Annotated in this window: 10 protein-coding genes; 7 read left to right on the top strand and 3 right to left on the bottom strand. The window is 54.4% G+C overall.

Going from position 1 to position 18,598, the window contains the following annotated elements:
- Nucleotides 1-18 precede the first annotated feature (18 nt).
- Nucleotides 19-2,469: an efflux RND transporter periplasmic adaptor subunit gene (locus tag SH528x_RS32905; RefSeq protein WP_442507652.1), complete on the top strand. Its 2,451-nt coding sequence runs from the start codon at nucleotides 19-21 to the stop codon at nucleotides 2,467-2,469.
- 21 nt (nucleotides 2,470-2,490) lie between these two features.
- Here SH528x_RS32905 and SH528x_RS32900 read toward each other — a convergent pair whose 3' ends face one another.
- Nucleotides 2,491-4,395 (bottom strand): TolC family protein, encoded by a 1,905-nt coding sequence (locus SH528x_RS32900; protein ID WP_442507651.1) that lies wholly within the window; start codon nucleotides 4,393-4,395, stop codon nucleotides 2,491-2,493.
- A 507-nt stretch (nucleotides 4,396-4,902) separates the two neighbouring features.
- Here SH528x_RS32900 and SH528x_RS32895 point away from each other — a divergent pair.
- From SH528x_RS32895 to SH528x_RS32875, 5 genes are all read left to right on the top strand, one after another.
- Nucleotides 4,903-6,495: a serine/threonine protein kinase gene (locus SH528x_RS32895; protein ID WP_442507650.1), complete on the top strand. Its 1,593-nt coding sequence runs from the start codon at nucleotides 4,903-4,905 to the stop codon at nucleotides 6,493-6,495.
- 196 nt (nucleotides 6,496-6,691) lie between these two features.
- Nucleotides 6,692-7,918 carry a lysophospholipid acyltransferase family protein gene (locus tag SH528x_RS32890; protein ID WP_442507649.1) on the top strand — a complete coding sequence of 409 codons (1,227 nt, stop codon included), beginning with the start codon at nucleotides 6,692-6,694 and terminating at the stop codon, nucleotides 7,916-7,918.
- 198 nt (nucleotides 7,919-8,116) lie between these two features.
- Nucleotides 8,117-9,217 carry an alanine dehydrogenase gene (gene ald / locus SH528x_RS32885; RefSeq protein WP_442507648.1) on the top strand — a complete coding sequence of 367 codons (1,101 nt, stop codon included), beginning with the start codon at nucleotides 8,117-8,119 and terminating at the stop codon, nucleotides 9,215-9,217.
- An 11-nt stretch (nucleotides 9,218-9,228) separates the two neighbouring features.
- Nucleotides 9,229-10,425: an aminotransferase class V-fold PLP-dependent enzyme gene (locus SH528x_RS32880; protein ID WP_442507647.1), complete on the top strand. Its 1,197-nt coding sequence runs from the start codon at nucleotides 9,229-9,231 to the stop codon at nucleotides 10,423-10,425.
- Between the two features lie 134 nt (nucleotides 10,426-10,559).
- A complete protein-coding gene (locus SH528x_RS32875) occupies nucleotides 10,560-11,708 on the top strand; it encodes a methyltransferase domain-containing protein (RefSeq protein WP_442507646.1) in 1,149 nt (382 codons plus the stop codon).
- 95 nt (nucleotides 11,709-11,803) lie between these two features.
- On the opposite strand, the gene SH528x_RS32870 is transcribed toward SH528x_RS32875, so the two are convergent.
- Both SH528x_RS32870 and SH528x_RS32865 read right to left on the bottom strand, forming a co-directional pair.
- Nucleotides 11,804-13,294, bottom strand: coding sequence for a division plane positioning ATPase MipZ (locus SH528x_RS32870; RefSeq protein WP_442507645.1), 1,491 nt, complete (start codon nucleotides 13,292-13,294; stop codon nucleotides 11,804-11,806).
- A 76-nt stretch (nucleotides 13,295-13,370) separates the two neighbouring features.
- On the bottom strand, nucleotides 13,371-14,486 hold the full coding sequence (locus SH528x_RS32865) for a hypothetical protein (RefSeq protein WP_442507644.1): 1,116 nt from the start codon (nucleotides 14,484-14,486) through the stop codon (nucleotides 13,371-13,373).
- A gap of 297 nt (nucleotides 14,487-14,783) precedes the next feature.
- Between SH528x_RS32865 and metH the strand changes: the two genes are divergently transcribed.
- Nucleotides 14,784-18,488 (top strand): methionine synthase, encoded by a 3,705-nt coding sequence (gene metH / locus SH528x_RS32860; RefSeq protein ID WP_442507643.1) that lies wholly within the window; start codon nucleotides 14,784-14,786, stop codon nucleotides 18,486-18,488.
- Nucleotides 18,489-18,598: the final 110 nt, after the last annotated feature.

The raw sequence follows: 18,598 nt of genomic DNA, 5'->3' as shown, positions 1-18,598 counted from the left end.
CGGTGTTTGCACCGTCCCATGTCTACTGAAACTCCTGTCGCTACCGAGGTACCGCCTTCTCTGAGTGACGACATACGCATGTCGATGCCGGACCCGGACGGGATCCGCGTCGTGAAGAACCAGCGTAAGAATCGTTACATGCGATTGGGGCCCCAAGAAGCATTCTTGTTGTCCAGCCTTGATGGCAAGATGACGTATGGTGAAGTCGCAGTACAGTTTGAAACGAACTTTCACGAACCGATTTCACTCGATGAATTTGGTGACTTCATCGCCTTGGCGAAAAGCGAAGGGCTGCTCCGGCGATCGTCGTCCAGAGACTCACTTCCCGCAAAGTCGAAAAAGGATACACCCTCCAGTTTTCGAGAGCTGATTCGCAGTTGTGTGAAGGCGGCACGAAAACAGAGCCTGCTATTTTTTCGGGTCAAGCTTTACGATCCCAATGAAACTCTCAATTGGTTAGAGCCTAAAACCCGATTGCTGTTCAGCCCGGTTTTGTTCTTCATGGCGATCCTCGGCGGGATGCTCGCGTTGGGAACCGTATGGGTCCAACGGGATCTGTTTGTCCAGCAATTTGCCGCTAATTTTGGTTGGCAAGCTTTGGTCGTCGCCTGGGTCACGACCATTGGGATCACCATTTGTCACGAATTCGGACACGGACTTGCCTGTAAACGCTACGGCGGCGATGTGTATGAGATGGGGGCGTTGTCGATCTTTTTCACACCTTGCTTCTACTGCAATGTTTCGGATGCCTGGTTATTAACAAGTCGTTGGCAACGCTTGCTAATTAGTATGGCAGGAACCTATGTCGACTATCTGGTGTGGATCGTTGCAGTCGGTGTTTGGCGAGTGACCTCGGCGGACACTGCATTGAACTTTGCCGCATGGGTTGTCGTGTCCACGTGTGGGTTGCGAGTCGCATTTAATATGAACCCATTGATGCGGCTGGACGGTTATTATGCACTCTGTGACCTGTTACAGACCCACAATTTGCGTCGTCGCGCGCGAAGTCGCTTTATCGGCTATTCAACATGGATGTTGTGGGGAGGTAAGAAACCGGAGCCGAGTTCGGAGCATACAGCATTGTTGTTGTATGGGGCGGGAAACTGGATTTTTACCGTTGGTTTTTTAAGTGTGATGAGCTTTCAGGCATCGGTCTATTTAAGATCGATGATGGGGATTGGCGGAGTCATTGCCGCGTTGGGTTTCTTTTCGTTTACGACGAAAAGCTATTTCAAAGGAACACTCGGAGAGAATTTCAGTACGATGTTTCGCTCACGTAAACTCCGCGTCTTCTTGGGGCTCGCGGTATTCGCAGCCATCATGGTGATTCCGATTCACGACCGTGCGGGCGGGGAATTCCATGTTCGTCCAGTCGTTCGCCGCGAAGTGCGGGCGCCGATCGCCGGTTTTCTGCGCGAGATCAACGCGGATGAAGGCGATCTCGTGGCGGCCGATTCGTTGTTGGCGATGATCGAGGTGCCTGAGTTGATCAGCAACATTGCTCGGAAAAAATCGGAAATCGCAGAATCCGAAGCCCTGTTGCGGCGTTTGGATTGTGGACCTCGTGCTGAAGAAATTACCGAACAAAAAGAACGTATCGAGCGGGCAACGCACTGGAAAGAGCTGGCGGAAAGTGATCTGGAAAGAGCGCGACGCAGTTTGGTTCAAGAGTTGGCGTCACTTGAATTGACGGTCCAGCGTGCAAACGCACAAGTCGAATATCGCACTCAGATTCTGGCTCAGATGCAAACGCTTCACGATCGTGGTGGCTTGGCAGGTCAGCAATTGTTGACCCATCAAAAAAATCAGCAGGATGCGATCTTGGATGCAAGCCAAGCGGTCGCGGAAATGCGTTCTCGCGAGGCCGAGGGTGTGATTCGTTTTGAAGGCGAACTTGCGCGACGTGAGAAAGAATTGGCCGACGCGGTCGGGAAACTGACCCTGTTAGAAGCAGGTTCACGGGCGGAGGACATCGATGCCGAAAAAGCTCGATTGCAACGTCTCGGCGAAGAACTGAATCACCTGCTGCATCAGCAATCGCAACAGTCGGTAACGTGTCCCGTTGGAGGAACGGTCATCACGCCGCGGTTTCGCGAACGGGTGGGGGTGTTTGTCGAGCGAGGTATGCCGTTATGCGTGATCGAAGATTTGCAGCAGCTTGAAGCGGAAATTTCGGTCTCGGAAAAAGATGCCCGCGTTTTAGTGGCCGGGCAACCGATCACGTTGAAGCCTCGCTCGCTTCCATTCACCAGCATTCCAGCGAAAGTGGACCGCATCGCACCGGCAGCACAGTCGCTTGTCCTGAACTCGCCACGCACGGTGACCGTTTATTGCGTTTTCGATAACAGCGACGGATTAATGCGAACCGGCATGACGGGATTTGGTCGGATCCGTTCGGAAAAGCAACCGCTTGGTGTGCTGTTGTTTAACGCCGGAGCTCGCTTGATTCGAACTGAATTCATGTGGTGAATGGTGCTGAGCAAACGAAGTTTACGGTTGGGTTGCGGTTTCAATGAAGCTTTCAAAACGATCGTCGGTCCATGGATCATTGTGCATCATATTTAAAACGACTGGCTCGACATTTCGAGGCAACGCAATGGATTGACGGCAGGGGTCGCCCAAGTAATCGATGGCGAAAAAGTCGAGCAGAGTTCCTTTGATTTCTTCAAAGCGAACCATCTCGAAGTTGTACTTCGTTAGCGTTTCAGCAACGGCAATGGCGGCGTCGGTGCGGGATCGAATGGCAAAGTAGTAGTCATCCAAATACGGCAGCATCCAATTGCCGTCACTCGAGTCGGGTGCCGGGTTTTGATAACGCAATTTTGCGCCTTGAGTCCACTCGTCGGCCGCTTCGAGTTGCAGTTTCGCTTGCTCGACCTCTTGGAACGTGTACTCAATCCGTTGCGCCGATTCGCTGATTTCATGCGACACTGAAAAAATTTGCTGCTGCAGTAACTCGCTGTCTCGCACCAAGTTCACGCGTGCTTCTTGCGAAAGCGCTTTGGCTTGACGTAATCCCACCGGCATCGACATCGAGACGCCAAGCTGCAAATCGGTGAAATCGGCAGTTGCCATTTGTTCTAATGCATTCCCAAGATTCTGGCCCAATCCGTTCAGCCGATAGAGGGCCGTGAAATCGAGGTTGGGTTTGCGTTGGTTGTTGCGCACCAGGACTTCCAATCGCCGAATGCCGACCTCGAGTCGTTGCCGGACCACTTCGGGTCGGTTGTCGATCGCTTGAAAATAAGCCCCTTGTGGGTCGACGTGAATCTGCTGGTCCGTCGGTTCGGTGATCGCCACCAGGGTGCCGCCTTCGCCAGGCGAAAGTTTTAGCAGATTGCGTAAACGTAATTCGCTCGAAACTCGCTCGGACTGCAAGCGAATGTATTCTTGTTGATAGGAATGCAGCTGAGCACGGGCCTTGGCGACGTCGGCTTGAATGACAAGTTTTGCTGCCAGCGATTCTTTTTGGATCCGAACGATTTCTTCGAGAATGGGGATGACTTTTCGGTATTCCTCCACCGCAACTTGAGCGAGATACAGGTCCCAAAAGGCTTCGGTGACGCTGCGAACCGACGACATCAAAGTTCCCTTGAATTCCCAAGCGGACTGTTCAAGCTGCAGCCGCGTGACCTGAATGGGGGCCATGTTGACCTGGACGCCTGCACCACGCAGCAGCGGTTGGCGGAGCGACAACGCCAACTCGCTTGAATAGGTTGGATTGAAGCCCGACGTGGTCGCACCCGGCAGAAATAGGTAACCAGGGCTCGGGTTGTACGCCGCTGAGACCGTTCCACCGTTGGTCAACGGTTTGGAAAGCGATGCCGTGAGGGCGCCTTCGTCGCGTTTGAGCGGTTTGCTCAGACCGGGGCCGAAAAAGGCGTTCGGAGGATTGCTGAATTGGTTGCTGTAAAACTGGGATTCAAACTGCGTATCAAACGCCGCCAGTGCGGCTTGCAGACGTGCTTCGGAAGCTTCGACATCGTAAAAAGTCGTTCCGGATGTCGTGACCTGTCCCCCAATCGAGACGCGTGCAATCCGTGATTGGCTAAGACTCGCTTCGATCGCTTCGTGCAGCGAGATCTCACGTTTGGCGGCGGTGTGATCGGTTACCAGCGGAATGACTGCCATGCCTGTGGGCTCTTTGGCGAGGTCTCCGGCGGGGTTTGCGAGGGATTTCGCCACGTTTTTTAAGGCCGCATTGGCCGACGCTAGCTGAACGGGTGGTTCAGGCAATGGTGTCGACTGAATCGTTTGTCGATTCAATTCCTGGTTCGACCGCAACGCGAAATGCATGTTATCGCGGTCGCGTTGCTGGGCCCTGCGATCCGCCCAATGACAGCCAGGGGCAATGATTACAAGCGTCAGCAATAAGGGAATGGTTCGTCGCGGCATGACGTGATGTGTTGGAAAATAGACGATTCAAGAATCAAGGGGCATCCGTTGTTTCGAGCAGAAAGAGGTGCTGATGACAGAAAATGACTGAGTTTTCCGAGGATTCGGCTGATTCGCTCTGGGATATCCTTGCCGCTTTGCCCAGATTCTCACAGGGAGGTGTCTATTGCCCCATCTGAGTGCCATGTCGCAGCCGTGTCGCAGACTCCATTGCCGCCGGTCGAATTGGCAAAAACGAATTGGCAAAACTTCTGATTTTCGAAGTGAAACGGAGCGATATCACTCGAAAAGCAAGCAAGCCTTCAAAAAAAATGGCTTCTACCAAAGTGGGGGTGCCGATACGAAGGCTGTGACAAGTGTACAGACTTCTCTTTGAGTCGAATTTGGCACGTGAAAAATTCGCGTAATGTATAATTTCGGCTAGGATAAGGTTATTCACGTGATCCAGAAATTGTTATGCTTCTTCGCGCGTGCAATTGACAACCTTCAAGGAAACGTCGGGACGGTATGTCCAAGATTTCCACGGAAAAGTTTCTCGAGATGGTCGAGAAAAGTGGTCTAGTCGAGCAAGCGACTTTGAAACGCTTGCTAGAGAAGGTGCGCGCTAAGTGCGAAGGAAAACTTCCCTCGGACGCCAATAAGCTTGCGGCCCTTTTCCGGCGACAAGGATTATTGACCCAGTGGCATCTCGATAAGTTGCTTGTCGGGAAATATAAGGGCTTTTTCCTCGGTAAATACAAACTGCTCGGCCATATCGGTTCGGGTGGGATGAGCAGTGTCTACCTTGCCGAACACATGCGGTTGGGCGACAAACGTGCCATTAAGGTGTTGCCGAAAAAACGTGTTCATGATGCCACCTACTTGGCTCGTTTTCAGCTCGAAGCCAAAGCGATCGCCTCTCTGAATCATCCCAACATTGTGTTGGCGTATGACATCGATAACGAAGACGATGTGCATTACATCGTGATGGAATATGTCGACGGCATCGATCTGCTGTTGCTGGTCAAACGGGACGGGCCTCTTGATTTTTCAACCGCTGCTGATTTGATTGCCCAGGCCGCCCGCGGACTCAACCACGCTCACGAAAAAGGAGTGGTGCACCGCGACGTCAAGCCAGCCAACCTGTTGTTAGATCTAAACGGTAGTGTCCGTTTGTTGGACATGGGTTTGGCTTTGGTTGCTTCGGGCGACGAGGAATCGCTGACGGTGGCAAATAATGAAAACGTGTTAGGTACCGCTGATTACTTGGCGCCCGAACAAGCGCTTAACAGCCACACGGTGGACCATCGGGCGGACATCTACGGACTCGGTTGTACTTTCTATTATCTGTTAACCGGACAGCCGCCGTTTAACGACGGCACGTTGGCACAGCGGATTGCCAAGCATCAAACCGAGATGCCCAAGTCGATTCGTCAATTGCGTCCCGACTGCCCCGGCGAGTTGGAAGGCATCTGTGTCAAGATGATTCAGAAAGATCCCAAGTATCGCTACCAACATGCCAGTGAAATCGCAGACGTGCTCGAGCGATTTGTCACTCGTGTGCCGAAGGGGGCCAAAGTCACAACGGGCTTGGGCGACGCACCACGCATGGATGAAGAAATAGGTTCATCAATCAATTTCGATGACTCGGGAATTTCAAAGAATCAAAACGATACGATTTCCAATAAGACTGGCGACACGATTTCCAGCACGCGTGCCTCTTTGCTGCTCAATGAAGGAATCAGCAGCAGTGATAGTGGCCGGTTGGTCAACGTTCGTCCGCGTCCCGATTTGGTAGATGGAAGTTTCATCGACTTGCAAGCCGAGTCCGGTTACCGGCCCAGCAGCGGTGTCTCCTACCGCCAAGTCGAGGCGGCTGCAGGATCAGGGCGTTTTCCTCAGGCATCCTCGGGGCGTTCGAGTGTGCATGTCGGTGGAGAGTCGGATATCTACAACAGTTCGGCGAGCCAAATCGGAAATGCAAGCGGACGTGGTGGGAATTCTTCGCGACGTCGCAATGAAAAGATGGTTGACCCGTTGTTGTTGGGGGCGCTGGCGTTTGCGTTGTTTGTGGTAGCGATCGCAATTGGGTTTTACTTGGCCCGTATGACATCAGCCTAGCTGGACAGCGCAGTTCGGCTAACAGACGCGTGACTTCTTAACCCGACGCGTCAGCGAGGGATTCCATCTACCTCGTTCCCTCGCTTTCGCTTCGCCGTCTGGCGAGCGGCGAGCTAAATCGATATCGTTGACGACGCATTGCCGTGCGTCGTGTCTCACGGATTTCCCTTAGATACTGCAGTAGAGTTTCAACAACGTGACTGTGATTCTCGATCGGCCGTATCAGTTTGTGCCGCCTAGCCGTAACAATCTGTGGCCCTCGTTCATTCAGCAATTTCGGATCGTCGACCGCTATCTGCGAAAGAAAGAGGGCGTGGTTTCGTACGAATGCCGCAACCTGGATGTCTTCAACGAGTCGCTCGCTCGCGGTGACGGTATCATGCTGGCACCGAATCATTGTCGCTACGCCGATCCACTTGTCTTAGGGTGGCCCGCCCGGCACGCCAACACACACGTTTTCGCGATGGCATCGTGGCACTTGTTCAATGACGGTTGGCTCGACGCCTTTGCGATTCGCCGGATGGGAGCGTTCAGTATCTTTCGCGAGGGATCCGATCGCAAAGCTCTTGATACGGCGATCGATATATTGGCTGATGCCGAGCGTCCCTTAATCGTGTTTCCCGAGGGGACCACTAATCGCACTAACGACGTGCTCAAACCGCTGCTCGATGGCGTCACGTTTATGGCTCGGGCTGCCGCGCGACGCCGCGATAAAAAGCATGGCGGCAAGGTCGTGATGCACCCGATTGCGATCAAATACTTGTGTAAAGATCGAATCGATTCATGGGCGAATGAACAGCTGTCCAAAATGGAGTCCCATTTGGGATGGACGACGTCGCTAAACCCCTCGATTCTCAGTCGCACCATCCGTCTTGCCGAAGCGCTATTGGCTCTTCGCGAGGTCCAATACTTGGGCAGCACACGGTCGGGGGACCTTCCTAAGCGTCGCGATGAGTTGATCAACCGTCTGCTCAACGACACCGAGACACGACTGAAAATGTCCTCGGGAGATGCCGATTTGCGAACCCGAGTTCGTGCGATTCGCACCAAAGTCTCTTCGGTTTGGTTTTCGGAAAATCCCGATGAACAAGAAAAGGTGCGATTGAAAAACGACATCGTGGCCGCCGATCTGGCTCAGGAGTTAGTCTCCTATCCCAATTGTTATCTCGAGTCTGATGACGTGACCGATTCACGTATCGTCGAAACGATCCAGCGGATGCAGGAATCGTTGTGGGGCAAAGCGGATGTGGGGATCGATCTGCATGCGGTGATCGAGTTTGATTCCGCAATCCCGGTGCCTGCCGAGAAGGCGCCTCGGGGTGTCGAAGATCCGTTGCTCGTCGAGCTCCGTGATCGCTTAGCCACTATGATCGCTCGATTATCCAAAGAAGCCCGGCCGCTGCAGGCTGAATCCGCAACGTAATTGCAAATCGTAGGGCGCAATTCGAAACCGGCAAAACATCAGAGCGATGAAGCAGTCGACGGACCAGCAGTGCAATCGTACATTGCCTTAAAATCGTCTCGCTACTGCGACTTGCTCTAACCTTACTTGCGCCCGTTGGCCGTCTTGCCGCTTGGGGGTACAAGGCCACTCGCCTCGCTTCTTGAGAAGGAATCTAACATGATCATTGGGGTACCTACCGAAGTTAAGACCGACGAATATCGCGTGGCATTGCTGCCGGTGGGAGTCGAAGAGTTGGTCGCTCGCGGCCATCAAGTCCTGATCCAATCCGGCGCCGGCGTGGGCTCGGGGTTGATCGATGAAGACTACCTACAATGTGGTGCCGAGCTGTGCGAAACCGCCGACGAGGTGTTCGAGCGAGCCGATCTGATCATCAAAGTTAAAGAGCCTCAGCCCGGCGAGTATGCCAAGATACGGGCCGGGCAAATCCTGTTTACCTACTTTCATTTTGCCGCCAGCCGTGATTTGACCGATGGCATGCTCGAAACAGGATCGACCTGCATCGCCTACGAAACATTGCGTGACGAACAGGGGCGGTTGCCACTATTGACCCCGATGAGCGAAGTGGCGGGGCGGATGAGTATCCAAGAAGGCGCCAAGTATCTCGAAAAACCACAGATGGGCCGTGGCATTTTGCTCAGCGGGGTGCCTGGCGTTGCACCAGCACACATTACCATCCTGGGCGGCGGCGTGGTCGGTGCCAACGCGGCAAAGATCGCGGCAGGCTTCGGCGCTGACGTGGCGATTCTCGATGTCAACCTCGACCGACTTCGCTACCTCGATGACGTGATGCCCGCCAACGTCAACTGCATGTACAGCGACCGACATAACATTCTCGAACAACTCGAACGCGCCGATTTGGTGATTGGTGCGGTATTGATTCCCGGAGCCAAGGCGCCTCGATTGGTGCGAGCCGAAGATTTGAAACGGATGAAGCCGGGCAGCGTGGTGATCGACGTCGCGGTGGATCAGGGAGGCTGCATCGAAACCACTCGCCCTACCACGCATAGCAGTCCAACTTATATTATCGACGATGTGGTGCATTACTGTGTTGCCAATATGCCCGGTGCCGTGGGACGGACGAGTACGTTTGCCCTTTGCAACGCGACATTGCCGTGGGTGATTCGGATTGCCAGTGCCGGCTTGATGGAATCGGTCAATGCCTCTGCCTCACTGCGATCTGCCGTTAATATTCATCAAGGTAAAGTGGTCCATCAACCTGTCGCGGATGCTTTTGGGCTACCCTGTGAAACGCTTTAGAGGTCGACGCAATGGCTAGCGGAAACGACATGAAACGTCATTGGCAACTCGATCCGCAACTTGACTTTCTCAATCACGGTTCGTTTGGCGCCGTGCCCACCGTCGTGCTGAAGGCTCAGCAGACTTTTCGGGACCAATTGGAAAGTGATCCCATTCGCTTTTTGGCTCCAGAACGCGAATTGGAACCCAAGCTTGATCACGTGCGTGGTGTGCTTGCTCAATTGATCGGCGCTGATGATCGCGACGTCGCGTTCGTGCTCAATGCGACGGACGGGGTGAACGCCGTCCTTCGCTCGTTTCCGTTTGCCAATGGCGACGAAATGGTCGTGACCAACCATGGTTACAATGCGTGTATCAACGCGGCTAAATTCGCAGCCGATCGGGGCGGCGCGACGGTGCGAGTGGCCAATGTGCCCTTTCCGATTCGCGATCCTGGCCAAGTGGTTGATGCGATCGGGCAGCATCTCAATGATCGCACGCGATTGATCATGATCGACCATATCACCAGTCCCACAGGATTAGTCTTTCCCGTTCAAGCGGTTGCGGAACTGGCAAAACGTCGCGGCATCCGCGTATTGGTCGATGGAGCACATGGGCCGGGCATGGTTCCGCTGGATCTTCGCACTCTGGGGGTGGACTACTACACGGCAAATCACCACAAGTGGCTGTGTGCACCCAAAGTGTCGGGGTTTTTGTGGGTGCACCCCCAATGGCAGAGCGAAGTGCGGCCGACGATCATCAGCCACGCGGCGAACCTGCCGCGTCCGAATCGATCGCAATTTCTCGCGGAATTTGATTGGAAGGGAACGTTTGATCCCACACCGATTTTGGCATTGCCGCGAGCGATTGAGTTTTTGAGTTCGTTTTATCCGGGCGGATTGGATGAATGGATGCAAGTCAATCGAAATCTCGCGATCGATGCGTTAGGAGTGTTGTCTCGCGGATTGGGGATCGAGGTCACGACGCCGGCTGAAATGATGGGCAGCCTTGTGACGGTGCCATTGCCGAAACGTGATAATTCTAACGCGAGTGATAACCACAACACGCTACAATCGCGGCTGCGTCAGAAATACAATATCGAATGCCCGGTCTTTCCTGGGATCCAACCCGGAACTCATCTGCTTCGTATTGCACTTCAGGCCTACAACGATCTCGATCAAGTCGACCGATTGGTCAGTGCCCTTCGTCACGAATTGGGTTTTCGCTAACCTGTTGTCGCCTAGATCGATTGACGAGATCCCCTAAATCGTTCGATTGGACGCCGTCCACACAGGCCAAGGCAAAACAGGGCCCGGCAAAACAGGGCCACGCAAACTCACTTTTGAATTGACACAGAGAACTCATGTCGAAAAGTCTTGATACCGAAAACGCCGTCGCATCGCGTTACTCAGCTGCCGCTCAGGCCGTCGAACCAGCTCTGTGCTGTCCAGTCGATTACGACGCTAGCTTTTTGAAGATCATTCCAAACGAAGTCATCGAGCGTGACTATGGTTGTGGCGATCCTTCCAAATACGTTCGCAAAGGCGAGACGGTATTGGATCTTGGCAGCGGCGGAGGCAAGATTTGTTTCATTGCCTCGCAGGTCGTCGGCAAGTCGGGCCGAGTGATCGGCGTCGATATGAATGACGAAATGTTGACGCTGGCGAGAAACAGTCAGCCGGTTGTCGCTGACGCAATTGGCTATGACAACATCACGTTCTGCAAAGGGCGCATCCAAGACATGGCGGTCGATCGCGATGCCGTCGACCGCTTTCTGCAATCCAATCCGGTCACCGACGAGGCGACCCTGCGACACTTGGAGTCGTTCATTACCACCCAGCGTCGTGAACAGCCGATGATCGCCGACGATTCGGTTGACGTCGTGGTCAGCAATTGCGTGTTGAACTTGGTCGATTCTGCGGAAAAGCAAGCTCTGTTTGCAGAGATCTTTCGCGTCTTGAAAAACGGCGGCCGTGCCGTGATCAGCGATATCGTTGCCGATCAAGTCGTCCCCGAGCATCTTCAGCAAGACGCAACGTTGTGGAGCGGATGTATTTCCGGTGCCCTACGAGACGAAGATTTTGTTCGCGCGTTCGAAGAGGCCGGGTTCCATGGCGTCGAAGTGGTTGTGATGCAACCGGAACCATGGCAAGTTGTCGAAGGGATCGAATTCCGCTCGGCAACCGTGATCGCGTACAAGGGCAATGTCCAGAGCGCACCTTACGCCACGTGTGAAGACCAGGTGATGTATCGAGGACCGTTCGCTAGTATTCGTGACGACGAGGGAGACGAGTACCGTCGTGGTGAAATGACAGCGGTCTATCCGGGAACGTTCGCGATGTTGTCTCGCGAACCTTACGCGAGTCACTTCATTCGTGTTCCCGCGAAGCAGCAGAAACAGACAACCGGATTGCCGGTCGCCAATCAAACTCAAACCTACCAATTGCAAATCGCTTCGGATTCACCGTCCAGCGGATCCGATGGCTGCTGCGATAGCGGCGGTTGCTGTTAGAGGCTCTGCCACGATCAGGGGGGCCCGTAAAGATCTTGTTGAAGATCCCTAGCGCGAAGGATCTTTAGCAAGATCCGCTACTTGAGACGTGTGGATCAGGCAAAGTTGTCGACGACACCGATGCCTTGGATGCCCGATTCGAGCAGTTGATTCGACAACGCGTTGATCTCTTCGTTCGTCGTATTTTCGATGTCGCGAACGATCATCGCACTTTCGACAAGGCTCGCGATCGAGCGGGCCACAGGCGTGTTACCAAGCGGTCCATCGATAATGACGAGGTCGAAGTTTTCTTTTAGCGTTTGAATCAACATCGCAATCTCGGCCGTCGTCGCTTGCCCAGCCGGCGCACTGGGGAACAGCGGGAACAGCGTCACGTGATCTTCGATCGCATGCACGGCGATCTCGCCGAGCGACATCCCGCCGCGAAGGGCGTCGAGCCATCCGTATTCAACATCCAAGCTCAGTTCATCGACGAGCGTTGGCGTCACAAGATCGGCGTCCACCAGAGCGACTCGGATGCCGGCTGCGGCGGCTGCCATGGCAACGCCGGTGGCAACGGTGCTGCGGCCCTCTTCGGGATGCACGCTGGTGACCAACACGCTATCGAGCCCGGTTTGCACGGCGCCGAGCATCTGTTCGGCCACCATTTGGAACACTTCGCCATCAAAAAACAGCTTTGCGACGTTGCTTGACACGTCAAATTGGTCAACTTCCCAGGCAGCTTTCAGCTTCGCAGCAACAGCAGGAGCTGCTTCTGGATTTGAACTAGGCGTTGTTTCCACAACCTCGACGCGATCGGCGTCTGGGGTCGCGTTTACAGCCGGCATTGCGGGTGCAGATGCAGGCGGCGGAAGCACTTCGGCTGCTTTTGCCTGTGGCTGGATCGCTGCCGTTTCGGTTTGCGTTTTGCGCTGGCTGGTCGTTCGAGCGGCGGCGGTCTTGCTCGACAAGATGCGTTGCAGCTCGATGATCGACGCTTCGTGCGACTTCGGTTTTGATTCCGATTGGATCTTTGCTTCAGGAGCCGGCGGTGCCTTCACTGCCGCCTTGGCAACGGGAGCCGTCGCAGCGGGCATTGAGGTGGGAGCTGTTGCTTTTGCTGTCGCTGGCTTGGGGGCGGTTTCCGGTTTCGGTGCCGCAGCAGGTTTTACAATGCTTTCGTTCAGCTCTTGGGCGACAAAGGGAGTGAATCCGCTGCCAATGATGTTACTGGTTCCCGAGTACGACTCGCTGGCAAACGATGTAATCGTGTGTTGCAGCGAGGCCAGCACGTTTGGATCGGGGATCGGATCCGATTCCGGTTCGGGAAACGATTCCATCGCGTCTTCGGATTCGGCCGCAATTTCATCGCGAAGATTCGTAACGCGAATGTCGCCACCAAAATGCGGAGCGGGCACCTGTTCGACAGCGTCATGATCCGCACGGATTTTTTGGTCATCCGTTTCATCGATCCACCATGTTGCCGATGCACTCGACGGTGACTTCGTTTCCACGCCAGGCTGATTCTGCTGGTGGGACGAATTCGTGTCCGCGTTGCGGTTTCGTCTTGCAAAGGCTTTGACAAAGGCCTGGTTGTTAGCAGTCATGTTTCTTACCGAGCAGTGAAATTTTGAAGCTTGATGTCGTTAGATGAGAGAGATGCGAAATCACCGTGCGAGTGATTTAGTTCGCAACCGGTTGCGATGGCAAGTACTGTTCCCAGTTCGAAATGCCACGTGGAGTGGCCGATTCTTGGGGCGTTGTCGGTGCCGGAGGGGTTACCGAGGTCGGTTTGGCAGCCGACAAATCGGGCAGTTCGGAATCGGGCGAGTTTCCGCCGGATTTCATGACGTTGGAAGTTTCAATTGGCGAGGTGGAAAAGTCGGACGTTGGCGGCTTGTGCGAATGGACGGTTGCGTTCAGTGCGGCGATAGCTGGATCGATTCCGCGAGTGTTGCTGACCGTGCTTGCCGGTGTTCCTGCGGACAATTTTGGATCGTTTGCCGGTGCGGCGGCGTCGAATTCCGATGCCGTCATCGTGGCGGGCGACGGATCAGGTGACATCAGGGCAACGTTTGCCTTCGCAGGCGGCTTGGTCGCGGGGGCGGGGGGAACGTGCTTTGATAAATCAGTGTCCATGTCTTCATCCGCAAACACAACCAAATCTTCGGGAGGAAGCAGATCGGTCAGCTGTGAATCGGCAATCGATGGTTCGCTTGACGATTGAGTCGCTCGGCGACTTACTTTCACTGCAAAAATGATCACCAACAGCAGCATCGCAATCACAAGTGCATTGGCACTGATCAGTTGTTGCCAATTTCGTTTCTGCGGTTGCGGGGCCAGTGTGACGGCGGGAGCCTTGGATTTCGCAGGGACCTCAGGTTCTTCTTCGAAAAATACGTGCGAAAGACTCGGGTCGGACGAAGGAATCGATGCCGAATTTGTGGGGCTCTTTGTTGCAGCTTGAATCGCGGTGTCGCAGATTGTCGCAGCATTCGCATTTGATGCGGTATGCAGCTCGGATGCGACGCTCGAATCACGCGGATGTGAGGCTTTGGTTGTAGGAATCGCGTGCGATGCTGGCACCGATTCCGTAACGGTTGGCGGTGCAACCGCCGCGGTTTCTAGCTCACTCGCCGACGGTGTCGTGTTGGCTGGCTTGTTCGGAGTCAGATTCTTGAGCTTAAACAGCGTCGGTGGCAGTGCGGTGGATGCGTGCTCGTCGCCCATCGAGCGTTCGTCTGCCGCTCTGACTGGTGAGCGTCTGACGTCTTGCGTGGCTTTTTGCGAGACGGTCATGTGATCTTCCTGATACACGAGTGCGAGGCGTTTCAAGCAATACTGAAAAATGTGGCGAGCCGAGTCGGATCCCCTATAGGACTAGATCGGTGCGCGACATGGTTGATCTTTAGGAATCTGCGGAATAGACAAACTTTGCCGATTGATCAAGATGAAATGACGCCCTTCAATGCCAGCAACACACTGGAATTTTCCCGCAGAAACACGCATCACCTTGTGAAACTGCGAACGGGAAACGAAGATACGTGTCCTTGAAATGCTCACTTCTGCCATTTTTCGCTAATAATACGCGGCGCAATGCTTCAATCTGGAACGACTCAATCTGTTATTTCCGAGCTTTTACGCGAACGGATTCTGCTGCTCGATGGGGCGATGGGGACCATGATCCAACGTCTCGGATTGGACGAGGCGGGAGTGCGAGGCGAGCGATTTGCCGATCATGATCCCAAAAAAGATTTGAAGAATTTCTCAGATATTCTTTGTCTGACCCACCCTGACAAGATCACGGCGATCCACGCAGCCTACTACGAAGCGGGCAGCGACATCGTCGAAACCAACTCCTTTGGTGCCTCGCCAGTCGGGATGATCGAGTTTGGACTGCCGCTCGAATTGGTCGATGAAATCAATCATGCCGCCGTGGCGTGCGCTCGCAAAGCCGCCGACGAGTGGACCGAACGGACTCCTGATAAACCCCGCTTTGTCGCTGGATCGATCGGCCCGACCACGAAACAACTGGCGATCAGCACCGAAGAAGACCCGGCTCACCGAGGTGCCACGTTCGAAGAGATGGTCGATAGCTATCGCGCCCAGGTCAATTCGCTCGTTGCCGCCGGCGTTGATATCCTGTTGCCCGAAACCGCGATCGATACGCTGAACTTGAAAGCGTGTTTGTTTGCGATCCAAGATTTCTATGACGCGGGCGGTCGCCGAGTTCCCGTGATGGCCAGCGGCACGTTTGGTGACGGTGGACGTACGTTTGTCAGCGCGCAAAGCGTCGAGGCATTTTGGACCGCGATCAATCACTTTCCGCTGTTGTCGGTCGGCATGAACTGTGCCCTCGGCCCGGATGTGATGCGGCCTCACATCGAAGAGCTTTCGCATGTCGCCGAGATTCCGATCTCGTGCCACCCCAATGCTGGTTTGCCCAACGAAATGGGTGAATTCGATCTCGGCCCCAAGGCGATGGCCGAAAAGGTGGGCGAGTACGCCGACAATGGTTGGTTGAACATTCTGGGCGGCTGTTGCGGCACGACCCCAGATCATATCCGTGCGATGGCCGAGCGAGTTAAGGGATGCAAACCGAAACAGGAAACGCACGGACCGGTTTACACCCGGCTCTCGGGCCAGCTGCCGATGGTGATGCGTCCCGAAATCCCGTTCACCATGATCGGCGAACGAACCAATGTGGCCGGCAGTAAGAAGTTTGCTCGTCTGATCCGCGAAGACAAATACGAGGAAGCGGTCGAAGTCGCGCGCGAACAGGTTGAAAATGGCGCGACCATCATCGACGTCAACTTCGACGAAGGCATGCTCGATGGCGTGGCCGCGATGGAGCGTTTCTTGCGTCTGATCGCCGGGGATAACGTGGTCGCATCCGTCCCGGTGATGATCGATAGCAGCAAATGGGAAGTGCTTGAGACAGGCCTTCGTAACGTTCAGGGCAAAGCGATCGTCAACTCGATCTCGCTCAAAGACGGCGAGGAAGAGTTCCTGCGTCGTGCTCGACTGGTCCGCCAATACGGTGCGGCCGCCGTGGTCATGGCGTTCGACGAAGAGGGCCAAGCCGCCGATGAAGAGAACAAGGTGCGGATCTGTAAACGTGCCTACGACTTGCTTACCACGAAGATCAACTTCCCACCCGAAGACATCATCTTTGACCCGAATATCCTGACCGTTGCGACGGGAATGGAAGAGCATAACAACTACGCCGTTGACTTTATCAACGCCGTAGCACGGATTAAGAAGGAATGTCCTGGCGCAAAAACCAGCGGTGGAGTGAGTAACATCAGCTTCAGTTTCCGCGGAAACGATCCTGTCCGCGAAGCGATCCACAGTGCGTTCCTGTTCCACGCGATCAAGGCCGGCTTGGACATGGGGATCGTCAACGCGGGACAGTTGGAAGTCTACGAAGAGGTGCCCAAGGAACTGCTCGAGCGTGTCGAAGACGTGCTGCTCAATCGCCGCCCCGATGCGACCGACCGGATGCTTGAATTTGCTGAAACCGTCAAAGGCGGCGGCAAAAAGAAATCAGGCGAAGATCTGACTTGGCGAAGCGAATCGGTCGCCGAGCGAATGAAGCACGCGCTGATCAAAGGCATCGACAAGTACATTGTCGAAGACACCGAAGAGGCACGTCAGCACTTTGACAAGTGTCTGCAAGTGATCGAAGGTCCGTTGATGGACGGCATGAAAGTCGTCGGCGATCTGTTTGGTGCGGGTAAGATGTTTTTGCCGCAAGTCGTCAAAAGTGCTCGCGTGATGAAAAAAGCGGTGGCCTATTTAGAACCGTTCATGGACGAAGAAAAACGTCTAGCAGGGACCGAAAATGATGCCGCGCGTGGCAAGTTCTTGATTGCCACGGTCAAAGGAGACGTGCACGATATCGGCAAAAATATCGTCGGCGTGGTGTTGCAGTGCAATAACTACGAGGTCATCGACTTGGGCGTGATGGTCTCGGCGGAACGGATCTTGGAAGAAGCGGTCAAACAAGGTGTGGACATGATTGGACTCAGCGGTCTAATCACGCCAAGTCTTGATGAGATGACACATGTCGCACGCGAAATGAAGCGTGCAGGAATGACGATGCCGTTGTTGGTCGGTGGTGCAACCACCAGCGCCAAACACACGGCGGTCAAGATTTGTCCGGCATATGACGGGCCCGTAATCCATGTGCTCGATGCAAGTCGCAGCGTGAATGTGGTCGAACGCTTGCTCAGTAAAGAACATCGTGACGAGTTTATTGCCACCAACGTTGAGACTCAAAAGAAGCTGGTCGCGAGTTTCCGTGATCGTCAACAGAAGCTGGTGCCGTATGCCGAAGCACTCGAAAAACGATTCACCGTCGATTGGGCAACCACGCAAATTGACAAGCCGTCGTTTACCGGTTTGCAAGTATTGAAGGACTTTCCACTCGAGGAAATTCGACCCTACATTGATTGGTCGCCATTCTTCATGACTTGGGAATTGAAGGGCAAATTTCCTAAGATTTTTGACGACAAAACGGTTGGAGTTGAAGCCAGGAAGATTTACGACGACGCCAATGCATTGATAGATCGCGTTATCGCCGACGGTTCCCTCAAAGCGAACGCAGTGTACGGTTTTTGGCCTGCGGCAAGTACTGGCGAAGACGTGATTCTGTATACCGACGAATCACGCTCGAAAGAACTGACGCGATTGCATTTCTTGCGTCAGCAATGGGAACGCAAGGGACAATCGGATTATCGTTCGCTTGCCGATTACATCGCTCCGGTCGATAGCGGTCGCGAGGACTACATTGGTGGCTTTGCCGTGACCAGCGGGATTGGTGCGGAGGAGTTAGCGACGAAATTCCGAACGGACCTCGATGATTACAATGCGATCATGGTGCAAGCGGTTGCGGATCGATTTGCCGAAGCGTTTGCCGAATTGTTGCACGAACGCGCACGCAATGATTGGGGCTTTGGTAATACCGAAGGATTGTCCAAAGAGGATATGATCGACGAGAAGTATCGCGGGATTCGCCCGGCCGCGGGCTATCCGGCCTGTCCGGACCACACCGAAAAGCGAACGTTGTTTGATCTGCTTGACGCCGAGAAAAACGCGGGGATCGAATTGACAAGTAGTTATGCAATGTACCCGGGTGCTGCGGTCAGCGGTTTGTACTTCGGGCATCCCGAGGCTCGTTACTTTACTGTCGAGCGGATGACGAAGGATCAAATCGAGTCGTACGCCAAACGAAAGGGCCAGCCGCTCTCGGAAATCGAGCGTTGGCTCAGCCCGAACTTGGCCTACGAACCCGAATAAGGTGTGGGATAGGCTTCCAGACGCGTCATAGCATCCCCATCTCGTAGCGAAGCCCTCGTAGCGAAACCCTCGTAGCGAAACTCGCCAAGAGTTTCGTCTCAGACGTAGGG

This window comes from Novipirellula methanifontis (genome assembly GCF_052161655.1).
Lineage (GTDB): Bacteria > Planctomycetota > Planctomycetia > Pirellulales > Pirellulaceae > Novipirellula.
Note: the sequence above shows the minus strand (reverse complement) of the source record. Positions and strands in the feature narration are given on the sequence as shown.

What these genes read in the sequence shown, in the direction of transcription:
- SH528x_RS32905 (WP_442507652.1), top strand. Translation starts at nt 19, where the DNA reads ATGTCTACTGAAACTCCTGTCGCTACCGAGGTACCGCCTTCTCTGAGT.
- SH528x_RS32900 (WP_442507651.1), bottom strand. Translation starts at nt 4,395, where the DNA reads ATGCCGCGACGAACCATTCCCTTATTGCTGACGCTTGTAATCATTGCC.
- SH528x_RS32895 (WP_442507650.1), top strand. Translation starts at nt 4,903, where the DNA reads ATGTCCAAGATTTCCACGGAAAAGTTTCTCGAGATGGTCGAGAAAAGT.
- ald (WP_442507648.1), top strand. Translation starts at nt 8,117, where the DNA reads ATGATCATTGGGGTACCTACCGAAGTTAAGACCGACGAATATCGCGTG.
- SH528x_RS32880 (WP_442507647.1), top strand. Translation starts at nt 9,229, where the DNA reads ATGGCTAGCGGAAACGACATGAAACGTCATTGGCAACTCGATCCGCAA.
- SH528x_RS32875 (WP_442507646.1), top strand. Translation starts at nt 10,560, where the DNA reads ATGTCGAAAAGTCTTGATACCGAAAACGCCGTCGCATCGCGTTACTCA.
- SH528x_RS32870 (WP_442507645.1), bottom strand. Translation starts at nt 13,294, where the DNA reads ATGACTGCTAACAACCAGGCCTTTGTCAAAGCCTTTGCAAGACGAAAC.
- SH528x_RS32865 (WP_442507644.1), bottom strand. Translation starts at nt 14,486, where the DNA reads ATGACCGTCTCGCAAAAAGCCACGCAAGACGTCAGACGCTCACCAGTC.
- metH (WP_442507643.1), top strand. Translation starts at nt 14,784, where the DNA reads ATGCTTCAATCTGGAACGACTCAATCTGTTATTTCCGAGCTTTTACGC.